This window comes from uncultured Streptomyces sp. (assembly GCF_947488945.1).
Lineage (GTDB): Bacteria > Actinomycetota > Actinomycetes > Streptomycetales > Streptomycetaceae > Streptomyces.
In genome coordinates, this window is record NZ_CANLBS010000010.1 from 162,598 (window position 1) to 179,755 (window position 17,158).

A 17,158-nucleotide genomic window follows, 5' to 3' on the forward strand; every position below is an offset into this window, starting at 1 on the left:
CGCTCAGCCAGGGATCGCCGGTCCCCCGACAAGCGGTCTCTGCACCCGCCGCGCCCGGACGGCCACCATCGAGTCATGAACATCTCCGGAAACACCGTCTTCGTCCCCGGCTCCACCAGCGGCATCGGACTCGCCCTCGCCCTCGAACTGCGGGCCAGGGGGAACACCGTGGTCGTCGGCGGCCGGCGCACCGAACTACTGGAACGGATCGCCGCCGCACACCCGGGCATCGGCACCGTACACATCGACACGGCGGACCCGGCGAGCATCGCCGCCGCCACGGAGCAGGTGCTGACCGACCACCCCGATCTCAACGTCCTGGTGACCATGGCCGGCGTCATGCGGGTCGAAGACTGGCACGACCCCGCGTCGTTCCTCGCCTCCGCCGAGGAGACGGTGACGACCAATCTGCTGGGTCCGATCCGGCTCGTCGCCGCGTTCGTGGAGCATCTGCGGACGCGGCCCGACGCCACGATCATGACGGTCTCCTCGGGCCTGGCGTTCACGCCCCTGAGACTCACGCCGAGTTACAACGCGTCGAAGGCCGCGATCCACATGCTCAGCGAGTCGATCCGTCTCCAGCTCGCCGACACCTCGGTCCGTGTGATGGAACTCGTCCCGCCGGCCGTCCGCACCGCGCTGCTGCCCGGTCAGGAGGACAGCGGGTCCGCCATGCCCCTGGACGAGTTCGTCGCGGAGGCCGTCGGTCTGATCGAGGCGCGGCCCGACGCCAAGGAGATCCAGGTCGAGCGGGTGAAGTTCCTCCGCCACGGTGAGGCACGGGGCGACTACGACCAGGTCGTCGAAGCGATCAACGGGCCGGCCGTTCACTCCCGGACCTGAGAGGCGGCTCGGCGGGGCGGGCCGGTGGACGAGATCCTGGATCTGTGGATCACGGGAGAGCGGCCGGGGCCGGGCTCGTGGCGGGCGGGGCCGCCGGCGGCTACCGCCCGCCCGGTCCGGTGAGCAGGCTCAGCAGGTGGGCGCAGGCGGCGGCCTCGTCGGGGTGCCGGGCCACCACCTCGTAGGCGCCGCGTTCGTACGCCCCGGTCTCCCAGGTCCCGTCGGGGGCGGCGCGCAGGAACAGGAAGTCCGGTGGTGTCGGGGCCGGTTCGTGGACGCCCTCGATGCGGTAGTAGCCGTCGGCCACCCCGGCCGCGCGCAGGGTCGCGCGCAGCGCGCGGCGGTCCACGGGGCTCAGGAGGCGGCGGTGAGGTAGCCGTGGTCGAGCAGCCACTTGACGTTCAGCCGCTGCCCCTCGCCCGGGTCGAGGAAGACGGCGTCGAGCTTGATCTGGCGCCCGCCGCCGGGCTGCTCGAACCAGGGGGCGATACCGCCCTCCCAGACCCAGAAGGGCTTGGACACCCGGTAGACGCGGTAGTCGCACGGCACCGCGGCGTCACGGGTGTTGAGGCTCTGCGGGGGCAGCGCGCGCTCGGCGTACGCGTCTCCGGCGGGCGCGAGGTAACTGCCGTACTCGGAGCCGAAGCGGTCCAGGCGCAGGCCGGGGCGGAGCTTGAACGGTTCCTTGTCCAGCTCTCCGTTGACGGTGGCGAATCCGTCGTTGGGCGGGTACTTCCAGCTTCCGGTGTCCTGCGGGCCCTCCCAGTACTTCTTGAGGAAGTCGTCGGGCGCGAGGCCACCGGTGCGGCGGTATCCCCGCAGCAGCGGGCCGACGGGGGCCCGGTTCTCGTTCGGCAGCCACTTCGGGCCGAGGCGGGCGTCGCCGCGGAACTCGCCGGTGCACGGCTCGGGGCGGGCGGCCTGGACGGCGGGCACCGGGTCGGGCGCGGCGGACGCGGAGGCCCCCGGTGCCGTGAGAAGGCCGGCGGTGATGCCGAGTGCGGCGAACGCGGTCCGGGTGCGGTTCATGCGGGGGTCCCCTCGTGCGCGGAAGATCGACTACTGCTGACGCAAGGTAGCCGGTCGGTCGCGCATCGGGGTCGCGGCGTGCCGCCGGAGGCGCCCGACGACACGTACGAGGGGTGGTGGGATGTGGCTGGTTGACGTGGCGGGTCCGCCGCCGGCCCTGGTCGGCGAGGGAGACGGGGCCGGCGGCGGGGTTCGGGGGCTCAGTCGACGAACGTCACGGTGACGGTCTCGAAGCCGAGGGAGCCGAGCAGGCCCTTGAGCATGCTCGCGGTGTTCTTCTCGGCGCGGGCGGTCAGGCCGCTCTCCTTCGCGGCCTCGCCGATGTGCCGGGCGGCCAGCTTGTTGACCGCCTGCTCGCCGGACGGGTTGTCGGAGAAGAAGTCGCCGAGGCGGTCGAGGAGGCCGCGCTGCTTGGAGACGGCGTAGGAGCGGTCGGGGTCGAGGGCCGGCTTGCCGAGGACGGCGTGCGGGAGCCGCAGCGTGGCCTCGGTGCGCTCCTCGTCGACGACGACGCCGTCCTTGACGACCTTGCCGAGGTCGACGGAGGCGGAGACGGTCCCGGCGCCGACGTACAGGGTGCGGGTGCCGCGGATCGCGTCGGGGAGGTACTTGGCGTCCTTCTCCAGGTCGACGACGACCTGGAAGTTGCCGGAGGCCGCCTCGTAGGAGCTCATGTCCTGGATGGACTTCAGGACGGCGGGGCCCGAGCGGTCCTGGGTCTCCTCGCCGAAGAGGTCGTCGAAGCCGGGCACGAGGTCGAGCCGGGTGGCCGCGAAGAGCAGGGCCAGGACGACGGCGCAGATGCCGAACGCCCTGAGCCACACCCCGCCCGGCCGCCCGGTGGCTCTTCCCGGGCTGCGGGTGCTGTCTGGTTCCGTGTCGGTGGACGTCATGAGGGACATGTGACCCGTCAGCGCCGGATCAGTCCGCCGTTCGGGTACCAACTGCCCTTGTCCGCAGGTGGATCACGGCGCTGGCGGCGGGCGGGGCGGGCGGGTCAGTAGCCCTTGGCGCCGTCGATCCGTTCCCGGAGCAGGTCGGCGTGACCGAGGTGGCGGGAGTACTCGCTGATCATGTGCACGTGGACCAGGCGCAGGGAGTACACCTCGTCCCGGTGGACGAAGGTCTCGTCGAGACCCGCGGCCGCCACGACTTCCCGGGCGAGGCGGATCTCCTCGCACAGGCGGGCGTGGTCGGCCTCGGCGCGGGCGGGGTCGAGATGCTCGAAATCCGCGTCCTTGCCGAGGGCGGGGTCGTACATCGGCTCCAGCTTCTGGCCCGCGAACCGCTCGCGGAACCAGGTGCGTTCGACTTTGGCCATGTGACGGACCAGGCCGAGCAGGCTGAGGCGGGACGGAGGGACGGCCCGCTCGGCGAGCTGCGGGCCGGTCAGTCCCGCGCACTTCTGCAGCAGGGTGGCGCGGTGGAAGGAGAGGAAGTCGGTCAGGGTCTCGCGCTCGCCGGCGACGAGAGAGCCGTCGGCGCGGGCGGCATCGGGTGCGGTCCAGGTCATCCGGAGATGATGACCCGCCCGGGGGCCGGACGCGACCCGGTTACGGAGCTGCCCCCGGCACCGGTGGGGTCCACCGGCGCCGGGAGAAGCCGTACGGTCGGTCGCGGCCGCCGGCGAGGTGGTGGGGCGGGCGGATCCGGGGGTCGTCCCTCCGCCGGATCCGCCCGCCGGTCAGGTCACTCCAGCAGGTCGGAGTAAGCGCCGAGGGCGAGGGCTATGTCGGCCTGCGCCCAGAACCGGTGGTAGGTGAAGACGGGGGCGGCTCCCCCGTCGAGGTACGCCTGCACCTTGGGCCAGTTCGGGTCGTCCTGGTAGAAGGAGCGGATGGACAGGAAGGTGGACTCCTCGTCGACGGTGTCGCCGTTGGGCATGGCACCGGTCCAGCCGTCCGGTACGTACACCGGGTCGTCGAAGCGGTTGTAGTCGGCGCGGGTCTCCGGGACGGCGATGCCTGCGTCGTCCTGGTAGTGGTCCCACATGCCGTCGAGGAGAGCCTTGGCGGTGGCCGCGGCCTCGGTGTCGCCGGACTCGGCCGCGTAGTAGGTCAGGGTCCGGGCGTAGGCGCCGGTGACGCCGACGTCGTTGGTGTAGTCGGCGACGGTGACGTGGAGGTCGCCGTTGTCGCCGGGGGCGGCGGCGTTCCAGGTGTCGGGTGCGCCGGACCACTGGAGGGTGGACGGGACCCGGTAGGTGCCGTCGGGGTTGACGGTGGTCTCCGACAGCGCCCAGTCGACCCACTTGTCGAGTACCGCCTTGGCCTCGGCGTCGCCGGACTCGTGGTAGTACTCGGCGACGCGCTCCATCGACCAGGCCTGGAAGCCGAACCACTGGTTGGACGGCGGGTCGTGGTAGACGGGCTTCTCGTCGTAGTACATGCCGTAGAAGGTGGGGGTGCCGGCCGGGGGCTGGGCGTAGCGGCCCTTCCAGCTGTTGGTGGCACCGCCCGCGATGGCTCCCTCGTCGGACTGGAGCCAGCGGTAGAACTCCAGCTGGCGGTCGAGGCTCTTGCCCCAGTCCTGGGCGCCGGTGGCCGACTTCGGCTTCAGGTCGGGGTAGGCGCTGAGCGCGTACGCGGCCATCGGGTTCTGGTAGCCGCCGTGGGCGTGGCTGGAGCCGATGCGCCAGGCCCAGCCCGCGTTGGTGTCGGTGGCACCGCCCCAGGCGTAGTACCAGGACATCAGGTAGTGCGAGCTGTCCTTGCCGCTGCCGGCCGGGCAGGCGGTGGGTCCGACGCAGTTGCCGACCTTCTTGAAGTACTTGTCGAACATGGCGTAGCGGAGGTAGTCGCCCATCTTGGCGGCCTTGCCGACGGTCGCGGCGACCTGGCTCTTCTTGCCCTGCTCCCCGGCCCAGACGTCGGCCCAGTAGGCGGCCTGGACGGCGCGTGCGTCGGCGTCGGGGGCGTTGGTGAACTTCCACTGCTTGGCGTAGGAGGCGTCCCCGGTGAACAGGTCGAGGTAGCCGTTGTCACCGCCGTAGGTGAAGTTGTCGCAGGTGGGGTGGGTGACGGTCTCCCAGACCGATTCCTGGGGGCCGCGCTGGAAGGTGTTGATGTAGGAGGGGCCGGTGGCGGCCGGGCCGGCGGTGCACTTTCCGGGCTCGTTGCCGAATCCGTAGGTGTTGTCGACGTCCTGGATCCAGTGCATGCCGTAGACGTCGGCGGTGCCGTAGGCGCTCTTCAGCTCGCCGGCGATGGGGTCGGCGCCGGAGGCCGCGGAGCCGTCGAGGAAGGCGGGGTACTGCGAGGGGTCGTCGTGCTCGGGGGCGTAGGTGGCCGGCTTGGAGGCGTTGTAGTAGGCGTTGGTCGGCTGGTCGGCGTGGGTGGGGATCATGTACTTCTCCATGGTGTCCCACGCACCGTTGAACTTGGTCCAGTCACCGGTGATCTTGCCGTACATGGCCTGGAGCCAGATCAGGTAGCTGTACGCCTCCGACGTCGTCTCGTGTCCGTGGTCGGGCGCTTCGACGATGAGGGTCTCGACCGAGTGGTAGGGGATGCCCTCGGGGGAGAAGTAGCCGTTCGCCGGGTCGGTGATCTTGCCGTACAGGTCGAGGAAGCGGGCGTCGTACTCCCCCGCCGCTTCGAGCTGGGTGACGGTGACCTCGGCGGCGCCGTGACCGGGTGCGGTCACGGTGAAGGTGGCGGCACCGGTGCCGTCCGCGTCGGCGGAGACGGTCACGCGCTGCGGGGTGGACCAGTTGGCGGGGGTGAAGGTGAGGCTCGCCCCGGAGGTGACGGACAAGCCGCTGTTGCCGGCGGAGCGGGCGACCGTGGCGGTCACGTTCGCGGTGGGGCGGGTGGAGAGGGCGACGTCGAACGTGCCCGACTTGCCCTGCTGGACGCCGAGTTGGGCGGGGGTGGCGACGAGCGCCGGGCCCGCGGCGACGGTGATGCCCGCCGGGGTCGATTCGGCGGAGGCGCCGAGGCTGTCGTAGGCGCGGGCGTAGACGGAGTGCCCGCCCGCCGCGAGGCCGGTGGCGTTGTAGGTGTAGGGGGAGGTGGTGTCGGTGCCCAGGAGCGTGGTGTTGTCGTAGAACTCGACCTTGCTGATCGTCGCGCCGTCGGCCGCGGCCGCGGTGGCGGCGAGCGGGACGGAGTCCCCGGCGGTGAACACCGATCCGGCGGCCGGGCTGGTGAGCACGGCGATCGGGGGCTGGTGGGCGCCGGAGCAGACCGTGCCGTTGACGGCGAACGAGGTGGGCGCCGCGTTGGCGCCGCTGTAGGTGAACTGGGCGCCGGTGGTGACGGCGGCGCCCGCGGCGACCTTGCCGTTCCAGGAGGCGTTGGTGACCTTGACGTTCTTGCCGGTCTGCGACCAGGTGCCGTTCCAGCCGTTGGTGAGGGTCTGGTTGCCGGCGTAGGCGTAGGTGAGGGTCCAGCCGTCGATCGGCGCGGTACCCCGGTTGGTGAGGGTGAGTTCGGTGGTGAAGCCCGAACCCCAGTCGTTGGTCTTCTGATCGACGCTGCACTGGACGACCGCCGCACGGGCGGGCGTTCCGGCGGCCGTCATGCCCAGAGGGAGGGCGAGGGCCGCGACGAGCGTCGTCCACATCCGGCGTGACCGGACTCCGGTTCTGCGGAGCCCGGTGGGTCTCCACGTTCTTCGTGCGCTGACCGAGGGCATGCGCGGGTCCTCCTCGCGGCTCTGACTTCCATGGGGGGCGTGCAAGGGCTGTGCACAAGCTTTGAACGGGTGGGAGCGCTCCCAGCATGGAGAGTGCGCAAAATCGACGTCAAGACGCGTGAAGAGTCGAATAAATTCGATAGTGAGAGTTCAGAACGGGTGTGTTGACCGAATCCTGTGAACGCTCTAACGTCGTGCCACATCGGTGGGAGCGGTTCCACCGGTCGGCATGTCGTAGGGGGCATGTCCGGTCCAGACGGAATCGCTCGCACCACGTCCCTCTCCTTTTCGGCGCTTCCCGCACGTGTTCCGCCTGCTCCTCGGAGCAGTTCCGGCCATGGCCGGCAGCACCATCGCCCCCATGGTCTTCGCCTCCGGATCCGCCCCGTGCGTACGGCGGAGCACCCCGCCGCCGACCGGTCGCGGGACGGTTTCCGGCGGTACGACAGCCTTGCCGATCCGGCCCTGCGGTCCGCGCCCGGACCGTGGAGTCCGAGTCCCGGCACGGCCTCCGGGCCACCGGCGGGAACCTTCCGCCGGCTTCCCGGCCCGCCCACTCCGGCGTCCAACGCGCCGCCGGAGCACGCGAGTCGACGCACATGGCGCCGCCCGCGCCACCGATCAAGACACCGGAACGGCCGACCCGAACCCTTAGCCCCGGACCGGCAGGTCCGGCCTCCACGACGACCCCACGGACCCCACGGACCCCTCCGGATCCAGTGGCCCTCCCCTCACCCCTCCGCCCCGGCGACCGGCTCGCCGACGCGTCCGGCACGACCCGCCGTGCGTGCCCGGCGCCGACCGCCGCGGCGGTGAATTCCCCCGCACCGGGGCCCCGGCGCCTTCGGCGGCCCTGCCGGACCAGCGTCCGTCCGGACTTTCACGGACCGGTACGCGAACCATGTTCCGACGTCCACGGAAAGGAGTGCCGACCAGCAAAGGAAAACACCGGACCGCTTTTTGCGGACGCCCGCCGCACGACCGCCGCTTCGACGTGACACACGAATTCCGGACGTCGCGCCGAGGATCACGGAATGGCCCCGACGGCCGAATGGAACGGGAATCCCCTGCACTTTCCGGTCCTGTGGCTGACCGCTTCGACGTGCACTCCGGTCACCGGGAAGCCACGCCGACGCACGCCGCGGCGCCCGACTCACGCCGCCGGCGCCCCTCTTCCCCTTTCCCGTACCCCGGACGGACCTGGAGCACCTGGGACAGCTCCCCGTGTCCGTCCCCGATCAGTGACTACGCCGGCACCCCCACCGCGTACACATCGGGCGGCGGGACCACCCGCTCGCCCTGGACAGTTAAGGAAACGGAATTCGCATGAGCCGCACGAGCCGCACCACCTCGCGCAGATCACGGACCGCCCTGATGGCGGCCGGAGCCCTCGTCGCCGCGGCGGCAGGGACCGCCGCGGCCGCCGGGCCGTTCACGGCGGCCGCGGCCGCCGCGGGCTGCACGGTCAACTACACGATCCAGAACCAGTGGAACGGCGGGCTGACCGCCTCCGTCAACGTCACCAACAACGGGGCGGCGGTGAACGCCTGGCAGCTCGAATGGTCCTTCGCGGGCTCCGAGCAGGTCAGCCAGGGCTGGAACGCCGCCCTCACCCAGAGCGGCAAGGCCGTCACCGCGAAGAACGTCTCGTACAACGGCACGCTGGCCACCGGCGCTTCGGCGTCCTTCGGGTTCAACGCCTCCGGCAACGGCCAGAGCGCCGTGCCGGCCGCCTTCAAGCTGAACGGGGTGGCCTGCAACGGCGGCGTCGTCGACCCGACGGACCCGACCGACCCGACCGACCCCACGGACCCGACCGACCCGGGCACCGGGACCAGGGTCGACAACCCCTACGTCGGCTCCAAGGTCTACGTGAACCCGGAGTGGTCGGCCAAGGCCGCGGCCGAGCCGGGCGGCAGCCGGGTCGCCAACCAGCCGACCGGTGTCTGGCTGGACCGCATCGCGGCGATCCAGGGCGCCAACGGCGGGATGGGTCTGCGCGACCACCTGGACGCGGCACTGGCCCAGAAGGGCAGCGGCGAGATGGTCGTCCAGCTCGTCATCTACAACCTGCCCGGCCGCGACTGCGCCGCGCTCGCCTCCAACGGCGAGCTCGGACCGAACGACCTGGGCCGGTACAAGACCGAGTACATCGACCCGATCGCCTCGATCCTCGGTGAGGCGAAGTACGCCGGGCTCCGGATCGTGACGACCGTCGAGATCGACTCGCTGCCGAACCTGGTGACCAACACCGGCAGCCGTGCCACCGCCACGCCCAACTGCGACGTGATGAAGGCCAACGGCAACTACGTGAAGGGCGTCGGCTACGCCCTGAACAAGCTGGGCGACGTCGCCAACGTCTACAACTACATCGACGCCGGCCACCACGGCTGGATCGGCTGGGACGACAACTTCGGGCCGTCCGCGGACACCTTCAAGGCGGCCGCGACCGCCGAGGGCGCCACGGTCGCCGACGTGCACGGCTTCATCACCAACACCGCCAACTACAGCGCGCTGAAGGAGCAGTACTTCACCATCGACGACTCGGTCAACGGCACCTCGGTGCGGCAGTCGAAGTGGGTGGACTGGAACCGCTACACGGACGAGCTCTCCTTCGCCCAGGGCTTCCGGAACAAGCTGGTGTCGGTCGGCTTCGACTCGAAGATCGGCATGCTGATCGACACCTCCCGCAACGGCTGGGGCGGTGCCAACCGGCCGACCGGGCCGGGCGCGACGACCAGCGTCGACACCTACGTCAACGGTGGGCGGATCGACCGCCGCATCCACATGGGCAACTGGTGCAACCAGTCCGGAGCCGGTCTCGGCGAACGGCCCAAGGCCGCGCCCGAGGCGGGAATCGACGCGTACGTGTGGATGAAGCCCCCGGGGGAGTCCGACGGTTCCAGCTCGGCGATCCCGAACGACGAGGGCAAGGGATTCGACCGCATGTGCGACCCGACGTACACGGGTAACGCACGCAACGGCAACAGCATGTCCGGTGCGCTGCCGAACGCCCCGATCTCCGGACAGTGGTTCTCCGCGCAGTTCCAGGAGCTCATGAAGAACGCCTACCCGGCGCTCTAGGGCTCGCCCTCCGGGGTCCGGGCCGCGCGGGACGGCGGCCCGGACCCCGGAGGAACGTACGAGGACCGGTGACGGGTCCGGGCGAGCGCCCGGACCCGTTCAGCGGTTGCGGAAGCGGTCCAGCAGGGCGCGCCCGCCGGTGGCCGGCGTCGTGCGGGCCCCGGCGGGGTCCTTGGCGCCGGGCCTCTTCACCGGGGAGGGCTTCGCCGGCTTGGCCGGCGGGGCCCCGGCGGGCTTGGCCGGCACGCTCTTCGCGCCGACGGCCGCAGGGGCGCCGGCCACCGCGGCACGCCGGCCGAACCGGAAGCGCTCACGGGCGGGCGCGGGCGTGGAGGTGTCCGGGGCGGCGGGGCCTCCGCGGCCCGTCCCCTGCACGTAGGAGTGGTAGCGGTGGCTGATCCTGCGGCCCAGCACCAGATAGCCGAGCAGCGCACCGGCCGTGTTGAGGATGACGTCGTCGATGTCGAAGGCGCGGCCCTGGACCGCGGCGCCCTGGAGGAGTTCGACCACCACCATGACCAGGACGGTCAGCAGGGTCATCCGCAGCATCCGCAGCCGGCGGGGCACCAGCAGCGGGAGCAGGATCCCGAAGGGGGCGCCCAGCAGGATGTTGCCGCCAGCCTGCTTGCAGGCGGCGAGGAAGGTGTAGTCCTCGGCGTACTGCCGGATGGACCGGCCCGGGTGCAGATTCGAGGTGACGATCCCCTCCGACGCGGGCGACGGTGTCAGCGTCACCTTGGCCAGCACGACCGAGAAGGCGACCAGCCCCAGGAAGGCGACCACCAGTACTCCCGCGCGCACCAAAACGCGCCCCCAACTCGTCTTGCGGCCTTCGTCGTTCGCCTCTGCAGTCATGGCCCACGGATGCCCGCTCCGCGCCAGGTCACACCCATGTTCTTCGTGCCGGGGGCGGACGGGGGCGCTCCGTGGGCCCTCGCGCCGCTCCGGCGGTCCGCGGGCGGCGGACGAGGGCCTACCCGGACCGCCGCGCGGGGGCTCGGACAGCGCCTGCGAGGATGGCCGCATGAGCGCACCTGACAAGGACGAACTGCTGGCAGAAGCCGTGAAGCTGCGGGAGGAGGGCCGGACCGACGAGGCGCGCGAGCGCCTGCTCGCGCTGACCGCCTCGTTCCCGGAGGCCGCCGACGTGGCGTACCAGACGGCGTGGGTCCACGACGTGCTGGGACTGGAGGCGGAGGCCGTGCCCTACTACGAGCGGAGCCTGTCGAAGGAGGGCCTGTCCGACGAGGAGCGCCGGGGGGCGCTGGTGGGGCTCGGCTCCACCTACCGGGTGCTGGGCAGGTACGGGCAGGCCGTCGAGATCCTGCGCATGGGGGTCTCGGAGTTCCCGGACGACGGGGCGCTGCGGACGTTCCTGTCGATGGCCCTGTACAACATGGGCGAGCACCACGAGGCGATGGAGTTGCTGCTGCGCCTGGTCGCGGCGACGAGCCGGGACGCCTCCGTGTCCGCGTACCGGACCGCAGTCGAGGGGTACGCGGCGGATCTGGACGCGACGCTCTGACGGACCGGGGCGCGGGGCGGTGCCGGGGGGCGGCGCGGGACAGTGCCGGGGCGGCACGGCACCAGGCGGGGTCGGCACGGTCCGGGGGCGCGCCGGGCCGGGGCGCTTGGCGGACGGCCGGAGCGCCGGTGCCGAGAATGCCTCCATGTCGTCTGCGCTGCCCTTCCCCTCACCCGCTCCCGCCGTCCCGCCCTCCGGTTCCGGGGCCCCCTCCGACCTGCGCGGCGAGTGGTCGCTGGTGATGCTCTCGGCGGCTTCCGGAGCGGCGGACGCGTTCGCGTTCCTGTGCGCGGGCCGGGTGTTCGCCGGGGTGATGACCGGGAACCTGGTGCTGCTCGGGGCGTCGGCCGCCGGGGTGGGCGAGAAGGGCGTGGCGCTGCGGGCCTGCCTGGCGGTGGCCTCGTACGGCGTGGGGGCGGCGTGCGGCGCGTGGCTGACGGCCCGGTGGCGCCGCCGGCTGCCGCTGACGCTGCTCGCCGAGGTGGTGCTGCTGACCGGGGCGGCGGGGTTGTGGCTGCTGGGACCGGTCGCGGTCGGGGCCTACCGGCCGGAGGTGCTGACGCTGGTGGCCGCGGCGATGGGGGTGCAGGCGCGCACGCGGGTGACCCCGACCAACTACTTCACGGGTACGTTCACGTCGCTGGTCGGGCGCAGGGTCCTGCGCGAACCGGGAGGCGGGGAGCGCTGGGTGGTGGCCCGGCTGGTGGCCCTGGTGGCGGGTGCGGCGGTGGCCGCGACGGCCGCCCGCTGGTGTCCCCCGCTGGCCGCGGCGGTGCCGGTCGTTCCGGCCCTGGTGGCGCTGGTGCTGGAAACGGGCCGGGGGCGGCGGAGCGGCTGAGCCCGTGGCGCTCGTGCGCCTGCGGACAAGGGAAAGCCCCGGCCGGATCGGGGGAATCCGGCCGGGGCGGCTCAGGGTGGGCGCGAGGGGCGGTCGCCTCTCGGCGGGGTGCTCCATGGGGCTTCAGCCGAACGATCTTCCCCATGGGCTTGAGGTAGGGCCCGGGGACACTGTCCCCTCACGTCCACATATGAATGAACGGTCAACCAAGCTCCACTGTTCCCGGACGGCCCGGATGCGCGATGTGATCCGCGGCACTCGGCCGGGTCCCGGGCGGCAAGCCGAGTCCGGACGTCAGCGGGCTTCCCTGAACAGGACGTGCTTTCCGGCGACCGGATCGAACTTGCGCAGCTCCAGACGGTCCGGGTGGGTGCGTCGGTTCTTCCGGGTGACGTAGCCGTGCCCGGTGCCGGCGGTGGACCGGAGCGTGACGACCGGCCTGAGTTCGTTGCGTGCCATGCGTACCTCCCGCGATGCTGACGACCCCGTCCCGGGCGGGATGGATGTCGTGTTCATGCTGTCTGGCTAACACGAGTCACCCCGTCCACATTCCCTGCCCCCCGAGGGCTCCCGACCGGCGCCGAGGAGCGCACGCGCGGGGGTGCACGCGGCGGAAACAGGGCGCACCGCGTGCGTCAACTCACCAAGAAAGGAAAGGGTGTTCGGGAGATCACTCGTTAAACCCAGCCGCTGGCATATGCCAACAGCAAGAACGCGTCGAGTGTCGCCAAACCTCTTACGCGCCCCTCCCGCATGTGCCACAGTCGTCATCGGTTCACCCTTTGAGAGCCCGGCCGCAGCGCCTGTATCGGAGTACCAGATGCCGTCCCCCCTGTCAGCGGACCGACCGGCCCCCCAGCCGGGCGGACAGCTCGCCGTCGACACGTTGATCCAGAACGCCCGACGACTCCGGGGCGACCTCGACGCGATACGCCAGGACGCCGCGCGCACCGACGAGGACGACGCGCTGCTCCGCTGGCAGCGCGCGCTCTGCGATCTCGCCGAACGCCACCTCGACGATCTCGGCACCCGGCTCGGCCAGCTCAGGGACGGCATCACCTCCGACGGCGTGACGGCCCCCGCCCCTGCGCCACGTGCGCAGGCGCCGGCCCGTCCGGAGCCCGGCGCCGCGTCCGGCCTGGCCGGCAGCGCCGAATGGAACCTGCTGACCGACGACGTGAGCTGGTCGCCGGAGCTGTACGCCGTCTTCGGCCGCGACCCCGCAGCGGGCCCGCTCTCGCTCGACGAACTGCCCTACGTGCTGATCCCCGAGGACCAACCGGTGCTGACCGCCATGGTCACCGGCTGTCTGATCGACGGAAAGCCGCTGGACGGCGAGTTCCGCGTCCGCCGGCCCGACGGCCGGATGAGCACCCTGCACATGACCGGCGAGCCGGTGCTCGACGCCGACGGCTGCACCGCTTCCATGTGGGCCGTGCTGCGCGACGTCAGCGCACTGCGCGACGGTCAGCGGCAGGTCGCCGAGAGCCGCGACTCCCTGACCCGGCGGGACCACATCGCCCGGACGGAACGCCGGATGGCCGTGGAACTCCACGAGACGGTGCTGCCCCCGTGGCGCGGCTCCCTCCGGCTGCCCGGACGCGGACCCGGCGTCCTGGACGTCGCCGCCCACTACCTGCCCCCCCGGTCGGGCGACCTGGCCGGCGGGGACTGGTACGACGCCCTGGCGCTGCCCGACGGCGGCACCCTGCTCAGCGTCGGCGACCTGGCCGGCCGCGGCATCCCCGCGACTTCGGGCATGGCGATGATGCTGGGCGCGCTGCGCGGCATGGCGGTCGCCGGCATCGAACCCGCCGCCCTGATGGGCCACCTCAACCACCTCCTCGGCTCGACGATGCCGCCCGCGCTGGGCAGCGCGCTGTGCTGCCGCTACGACCCCGCGACCGGCGTGCTTTCCTGGGCGCAGGCGGGGCACCCCGCCCCGCTGCTCTTCCGGGCGGGCGAAGGCCACCCGCTCACCCCGCCCGACGGTGTACTGCTGGGCGCCGCGACCGGCGTCCGGTACGAGCAGGAGAACGTGACCCTGCTCCCCGGCGACCTGCTCGTCCTGCACACCGACGGGCTCACCCGCGGCGGCGACCGGGGCGCGTCGGAGCGGTTGCTCGCCCTGGCCCCCCGGCTGGCGGAAGCCGACTCGGCGCGGGAGTGCGTACGGACCGTGGTCGCGGCGTGCGGCGGCACCGGACGGCCCGACGACGCCTGTGTGCTGGTCGCCCGCGTGGGGGCGTAGGCGTACGGACCCTCGGGCGCAAAGGCTCCCGCGGGCGCGCCGGAGATCCGGTCGGTCCTGCGACTCCCGTCAACCGTCCTTGTTCGTCGGCCCCCGAGGTCAGATCGTCGAGTTCCTCGTCTTCTTCGCCTGCTGGGGCATCACCCGCTCCAGTTCCTCCCGCAGCGGCCCGATGGTGCGGTGCGAGGAGTACTGCGCGGAGAGCCGGTACATCTCGCGCAGCCGGTGCCAGGTCCGGTGCGAGGAGGTCTCCCCCATGGAGACCAGCGCCAGGCGGGCGTACCGGTCCGCCTGCTCGGGCTCGTCCCCGATGAGGCAGGCCGACGCGAGCGAGATGTAGTCGAAGAGCCGGGAGCGCTGGCGTTCGTCGACGCGCAGTTCCAGCGCCCGCTTGGCGTGGCGCTGGGCGATGACCGCCGCGGCCGGCTCGAACTCGGCGAGGGTGCGGTAGGCCAGGGCCTGCATGCCGTACAGGTCCGCCTCGTCGAACATCTGCATCCAGCTCGGTGCCTCCTCCTTCCCCCGGTCGGAGACGAACAGTTCCTCCGCCTCGCCGAGCGTGCGGCGCATGGCCTGGCCGCGGCCGAGCGACGCCTGCGCCCACGCCTCGATGGTGTGCAGCATGGCGCGGGTGCGCGGCAGCGCCTCCTCGCCGGAGCCCGACTTGGCGAGCTTCATCAGCTCCAGGGCGTCGTCGGCGCGGCCCAGGTGCACCATCTGGCGAGCCGCGCGGGAGAGCGCCTCGCCGGCCCGCGGGCGGTCGCCACCCTCGCGCGCCGCGTGGGCGGCGATGACGAAGTACTTCTGCGCGGTGGGTTCGAGGCCGACGTCGTGGGACATCCAGCCCGCGAGCACGGCCAGGTTGGCGGCCACGCCCCACAGGCGTTTCTGCAGGTGCGGGGGGTGGCGGTAGGCCAGGATGCCGCCCACCTCGTTGAGCTGGCCGACCACCGCCTTGCGCTGGAGGCCGCCGCCGCGGGCCGCGTCCCACTTGCGGAACACCTCGACGGAGGTCTCCAGGGCGGCGATCTCCTCGGAGCCCACCGCGGCTGCTTCGTAGGCGTCGTAGCCCGCCAGGTCGGCGGTGGCGGGGCCGTCCCCCGTCGCCGTGCCGGGCGCGGTGTGCAGCCATTCGTTCAGAGGGCCGGTGAGGGCGGAGCCCGCGGTGACCGCGGCGCCCGCGGTCACCAGGCCGCGTCGGTTGAGCATGAGGTCCATTCCCGTGAATTCGGTGAGGACCGCAGCCGTCCGCTCGGGCGCCCACGGCAGGCCGTCGGGATTCTGATCCTTCCCGGCGGCCCGCCGCTTTCCTGCACGCCCGCGTCGGCCGAACCCGAGGTCCTCGATGGTCACGACACGACCGAGCTGCTCGGTGAACAGGGCCGCCAACACCTCGGGTACGGGATCGCGGGGGGATTCCCCCATGTCGATCCAGCGCCTCACCCGCGAGGTGTCGGTGGCCAGTTGGGGGTGGCCCATGGCCGCCGCCTTCCGGTTCACCATTCTCGCGAGTTCGCCCTTGGACCATCCGGCCATGCCGAACAGGTCGGAGAGGCGGGTGTTGGGTTGTCCGGTCACGTCAAGCCCCCAGGTTCTCGGCTGACTTGACACTAACCCGCTGTCAGATGCGTGGCGACTATTCGCCAGGGTTCGCCAGGGTGCGCCCAATCGTGCGCCAGGCCGCATCCGTTGTCAGGTAGGAACGCGCCACCCCGCCCGGCAGCCCTCGGTACTCCCCAGGGTGCCGTACGGTCGCCGGCCGGGGCGGCGCACGTCACTTGTCGGCGCGCGAAGGGATCTGTTCGCCCATGTACACAGCCTCGTCCCCCGTGTCCGCCCCGGCCCGGCCGCTCCGCCCCAGAGGCACGGCCGGGGGGCCGTACCTCGCCCCGCTGCCCGGTGCGACCGCGCAGGGACCGGGCCGGCCCCGGCGCCCCGCGGGGCCGGGCGGTCAGCCGGTCAGCGGCCGGATCGACCTGTCGGGCCCGCAGGGGGCCCAGGTGCGCATGGCCATCGCCTCGGTGCAGCGCATCTGCCCGGAGTTCAACCCCGTGCAGGTCCTGCGGCGGAGCAGCCGGTCGGTGCTGATCGTGGGGATGACGGGGCGGACGACCGCGGTGGCGAAGTGTTTACTGGACCACTCCCCCGCGTGGACGGAACGGTTCCGGCACGAGATAGCGGCGTACCGCGCGTTCGTCCGGCACCGCCCCCCGGTGCGGGCGCCCCGGCTGATCGCGGCGGACCCGGAGAACTGCACACTGGTGATCGAGCGGATGCCCGGACGGGTGGCCGCCCTGACGCGCCACCCCGTGGAAGCGCCGCCCCGCGCGGATCTGCGGGCGGTGCTCGGCGCGGTCAGCAGGATCAACGAATGGCGGCCGCAGGCGGGGCTCTTCGAGGCCCCGCTGGACTACGCCTCGCGGATCTCCCGCTACCACGAGCTCGGCCTCTTCACCGACCGGGATCTGGGGGACCTGCAGAAGCTGCTGCACGGTCTCGCGCACGCGGGCGGGCGGCAGGGCATGGGCCAGTTCTGCCACGGTGACGCGCTGCTCTCGAACATCCTGCTGTCGCCGACCGGCCCGGTGCTGGTCGACTGGGAGCACGCGGGCTGGTACCTGCCCGGCTACGACCTGGCCACACTGTGGACGGTCCTGGGCAGTGTCCCGGGCGCGCGCCGGCAGATCAGCCAACTCGCGCAGGCACGGGGAACGGCCGCCCGGGACGCCTTCCTGGTGAACCTGATGCTGGTGCTCACCCGCGAGATCCGCACCTACGAGACCGCGGTGCAGCGGACCATGCGGGAGCCCGGACCCGCCACCGCGACCCAGGACCGGCCCGGCGCGTTGTTCTCCGGCGAGGAGCAGCGACTGCTGCTGCGGCGGTTGCACGACGACTGCGCGATGGCGCGGCGGGCCGTGCGCGCGGCGGTCGGCACGCGCTGACCGCA

General features: G+C 72.2%; 14 protein-coding genes. 6 read left to right on the forward strand and 8 right to left on the reverse strand.

The genetic code is table 11. The features are described 5' to 3' along the window. Positions 1-75 precede the first annotated feature (75 nt). Complete coding sequence (locus tag Q0994_RS18185) at positions 76-843, forward strand: SDR family oxidoreductase (protein ID WP_299535989.1); 768 nt, start codon at positions 76-78, stop codon at positions 841-843. Between the two features lie 100 nt (positions 844-943). On the opposite strand, the gene Q0994_RS18190 is transcribed toward Q0994_RS18185, so the two are convergent. The 5 genes from Q0994_RS18190 to Q0994_RS18210 form a co-directional block, all read right to left on the reverse strand. After that, the gene (locus tag Q0994_RS18190; protein WP_299535992.1) at positions 944-1,192 is read right to left on the reverse strand and encodes a hypothetical protein; all 249 of its coding nucleotides are present in this window, start codon (positions 1,190-1,192) and stop codon (positions 944-946) included. A 5-nt stretch (positions 1,193-1,197) separates the two neighbouring features. After that, positions 1,198-1,872: a TNT domain-containing protein gene (locus tag Q0994_RS18195; RefSeq protein WP_299535994.1), complete on the reverse strand. Its 675-nt coding sequence runs from the start codon at positions 1,870-1,872 to the stop codon at positions 1,198-1,200. Between the two features lie 200 nt (positions 1,873-2,072). Next, on the reverse strand, positions 2,073-2,765 hold the full coding sequence (locus tag Q0994_RS18200) for a DUF4230 domain-containing protein (protein WP_299535996.1): 693 nt from the start codon (positions 2,763-2,765) through the stop codon (positions 2,073-2,075). A 104-nt stretch (positions 2,766-2,869) separates the two neighbouring features. Beyond that, positions 2,870-3,385 (reverse strand): DinB family protein, encoded by a 516-nt coding sequence (locus Q0994_RS18205; RefSeq protein ID WP_299535999.1) that lies wholly within the window; start codon positions 3,383-3,385, stop codon positions 2,870-2,872. 176 nt (positions 3,386-3,561) lie between these two features. Then, complete coding sequence (locus Q0994_RS18210) at positions 3,562-6,438, reverse strand: glycoside hydrolase family 48 protein (protein WP_299536002.1); 2,877 nt, start codon at positions 6,436-6,438, stop codon at positions 3,562-3,564. A gap of 1,398 nt (positions 6,439-7,836) precedes the next feature. Between Q0994_RS18210 and Q0994_RS18215 the strand changes: the two genes are divergently transcribed. Further along, positions 7,837-9,594: a glycoside hydrolase family 6 protein gene (locus Q0994_RS18215; RefSeq protein ID WP_299536004.1), complete on the forward strand. Its 1,758-nt coding sequence runs from the start codon at positions 7,837-7,839 to the stop codon at positions 9,592-9,594. Between the two features lie 99 nt (positions 9,595-9,693). Here Q0994_RS18215 and Q0994_RS18220 read toward each other — a convergent pair whose 3' ends face one another. Beyond that, positions 9,694-10,449, reverse strand: coding sequence for a VanZ family protein (locus Q0994_RS18220; protein WP_299536005.1), 756 nt, complete (start codon positions 10,447-10,449; stop codon positions 9,694-9,696). Between the two features lie 169 nt (positions 10,450-10,618). Here Q0994_RS18220 and Q0994_RS18225 point away from each other — a divergent pair, with 169 nt between their 5' ends. Together Q0994_RS18225 and Q0994_RS18230 are read left to right on the forward strand one after the other, a co-directional pair. Beyond that, on the forward strand, positions 10,619-11,119 hold the full coding sequence (locus Q0994_RS18225) for a tetratricopeptide repeat protein (protein ID WP_299536007.1): 501 nt from the start codon (positions 10,619-10,621) through the stop codon (positions 11,117-11,119). Between the two features lie 145 nt (positions 11,120-11,264). Beyond that, on the forward strand, positions 11,265-11,957 hold the full coding sequence (locus tag Q0994_RS18230; protein ID WP_299536009.1) for a YoaK family protein: 693 nt from the start codon (positions 11,265-11,267) through the stop codon (positions 11,955-11,957). A gap of 294 nt (positions 11,958-12,251) precedes the next feature. Here the strand turns inward: Q0994_RS18230 and rpmG are convergent, their stop codons facing one another. Beyond that, positions 12,252-12,416: a 50S ribosomal protein L33 gene (rpmG, locus tag Q0994_RS18235; protein ID WP_299536011.1), complete on the reverse strand. Its 165-nt coding sequence runs from the start codon at positions 12,414-12,416 to the stop codon at positions 12,252-12,254. 361 nt (positions 12,417-12,777) lie between these two features. On the opposite strand from rpmG, the gene Q0994_RS18240 reads away from it, so the two are divergent. Then, the gene (locus Q0994_RS18240) at positions 12,778-14,208 is read left to right on the forward strand and encodes a PP2C family protein-serine/threonine phosphatase (RefSeq protein ID WP_299536014.1); all 1,431 of its coding nucleotides are present in this window, start codon (positions 12,778-12,780) and stop codon (positions 14,206-14,208) included. Positions 14,209-14,307: 99 nt separating this feature from the next. Here Q0994_RS18240 and Q0994_RS18245 read toward each other — a convergent pair whose 3' ends face one another. Further along, on the reverse strand, positions 14,308-15,786 hold the full coding sequence (locus Q0994_RS18245; protein ID WP_299536016.1) for a hypothetical protein: 1,479 nt from the start codon (positions 15,784-15,786) through the stop codon (positions 14,308-14,310). Between the two features lie 230 nt (positions 15,787-16,016). Between Q0994_RS18245 and Q0994_RS18250 the strand changes: the two genes are divergently transcribed. Continuing rightward, entirely contained in the window at positions 16,017-17,153 is a 1,137-nt protein-coding gene (locus Q0994_RS18250; RefSeq protein ID WP_299536018.1) for an aminoglycoside phosphotransferase family protein, read from the forward strand. Positions 17,154-17,158 lie beyond the last annotated feature (5 nt).

Excerpts from the sequence above, each read along its gene's own strand:
- Q0994_RS18225 (WP_299536007.1), top strand. The coding sequence starts at position 10,619 with ATGAGCGCACCTGACAAGGACGAACTGCTGGCAGAAGCCGTGAAGCTG.
- Q0994_RS18230 (WP_299536009.1), top strand. The coding sequence starts at position 11,265 with ATGTCGTCTGCGCTGCCCTTCCCCTCACCCGCTCCCGCCGTCCCGCCC.
- Q0994_RS18220 (WP_299536005.1), bottom strand. The coding sequence starts at position 10,449 with ATGACTGCAGAGGCGAACGACGAAGGCCGCAAGACGAGTTGGGGGCGC.
- Q0994_RS18200 (WP_299535996.1), bottom strand. The coding sequence starts at position 2,765 with ATGACGTCCACCGACACGGAACCAGACAGCACCCGCAGCCCGGGAAGA.
- Q0994_RS18215 (WP_299536004.1), top strand. The coding sequence starts at position 7,837 with ATGAGCCGCACGAGCCGCACCACCTCGCGCAGATCACGGACCGCCCTG.
- Q0994_RS18240 (WP_299536014.1), top strand. The coding sequence starts at position 12,778 with ATGCCGTCCCCCCTGTCAGCGGACCGACCGGCCCCCCAGCCGGGCGGA.
- Q0994_RS18195 (WP_299535994.1), bottom strand. The coding sequence starts at position 1,872 with ATGAACCGCACCCGGACCGCGTTCGCCGCACTCGGCATCACCGCCGGC.
- Q0994_RS18205 (WP_299535999.1), bottom strand. The coding sequence starts at position 3,385 with ATGACCTGGACCGCACCCGATGCCGCCCGCGCCGACGGCTCTCTCGTC.
- Q0994_RS18210 (WP_299536002.1), bottom strand. The coding sequence starts at position 6,438 with ATGTGGACGACGCTCGTCGCGGCCCTCGCCCTCCCTCTGGGCATGACG.
- Q0994_RS18250 (WP_299536018.1), top strand. The coding sequence starts at position 16,017 with ATGTACACAGCCTCGTCCCCCGTGTCCGCCCCGGCCCGGCCGCTCCGC.
- rpmG (WP_299536011.1), bottom strand. The coding sequence starts at position 12,416 with ATGGCACGCAACGAACTCAGGCCGGTCGTCACGCTCCGGTCCACCGCC.
- Q0994_RS18185 (WP_299535989.1), top strand. The coding sequence starts at position 76 with ATGAACATCTCCGGAAACACCGTCTTCGTCCCCGGCTCCACCAGCGGC.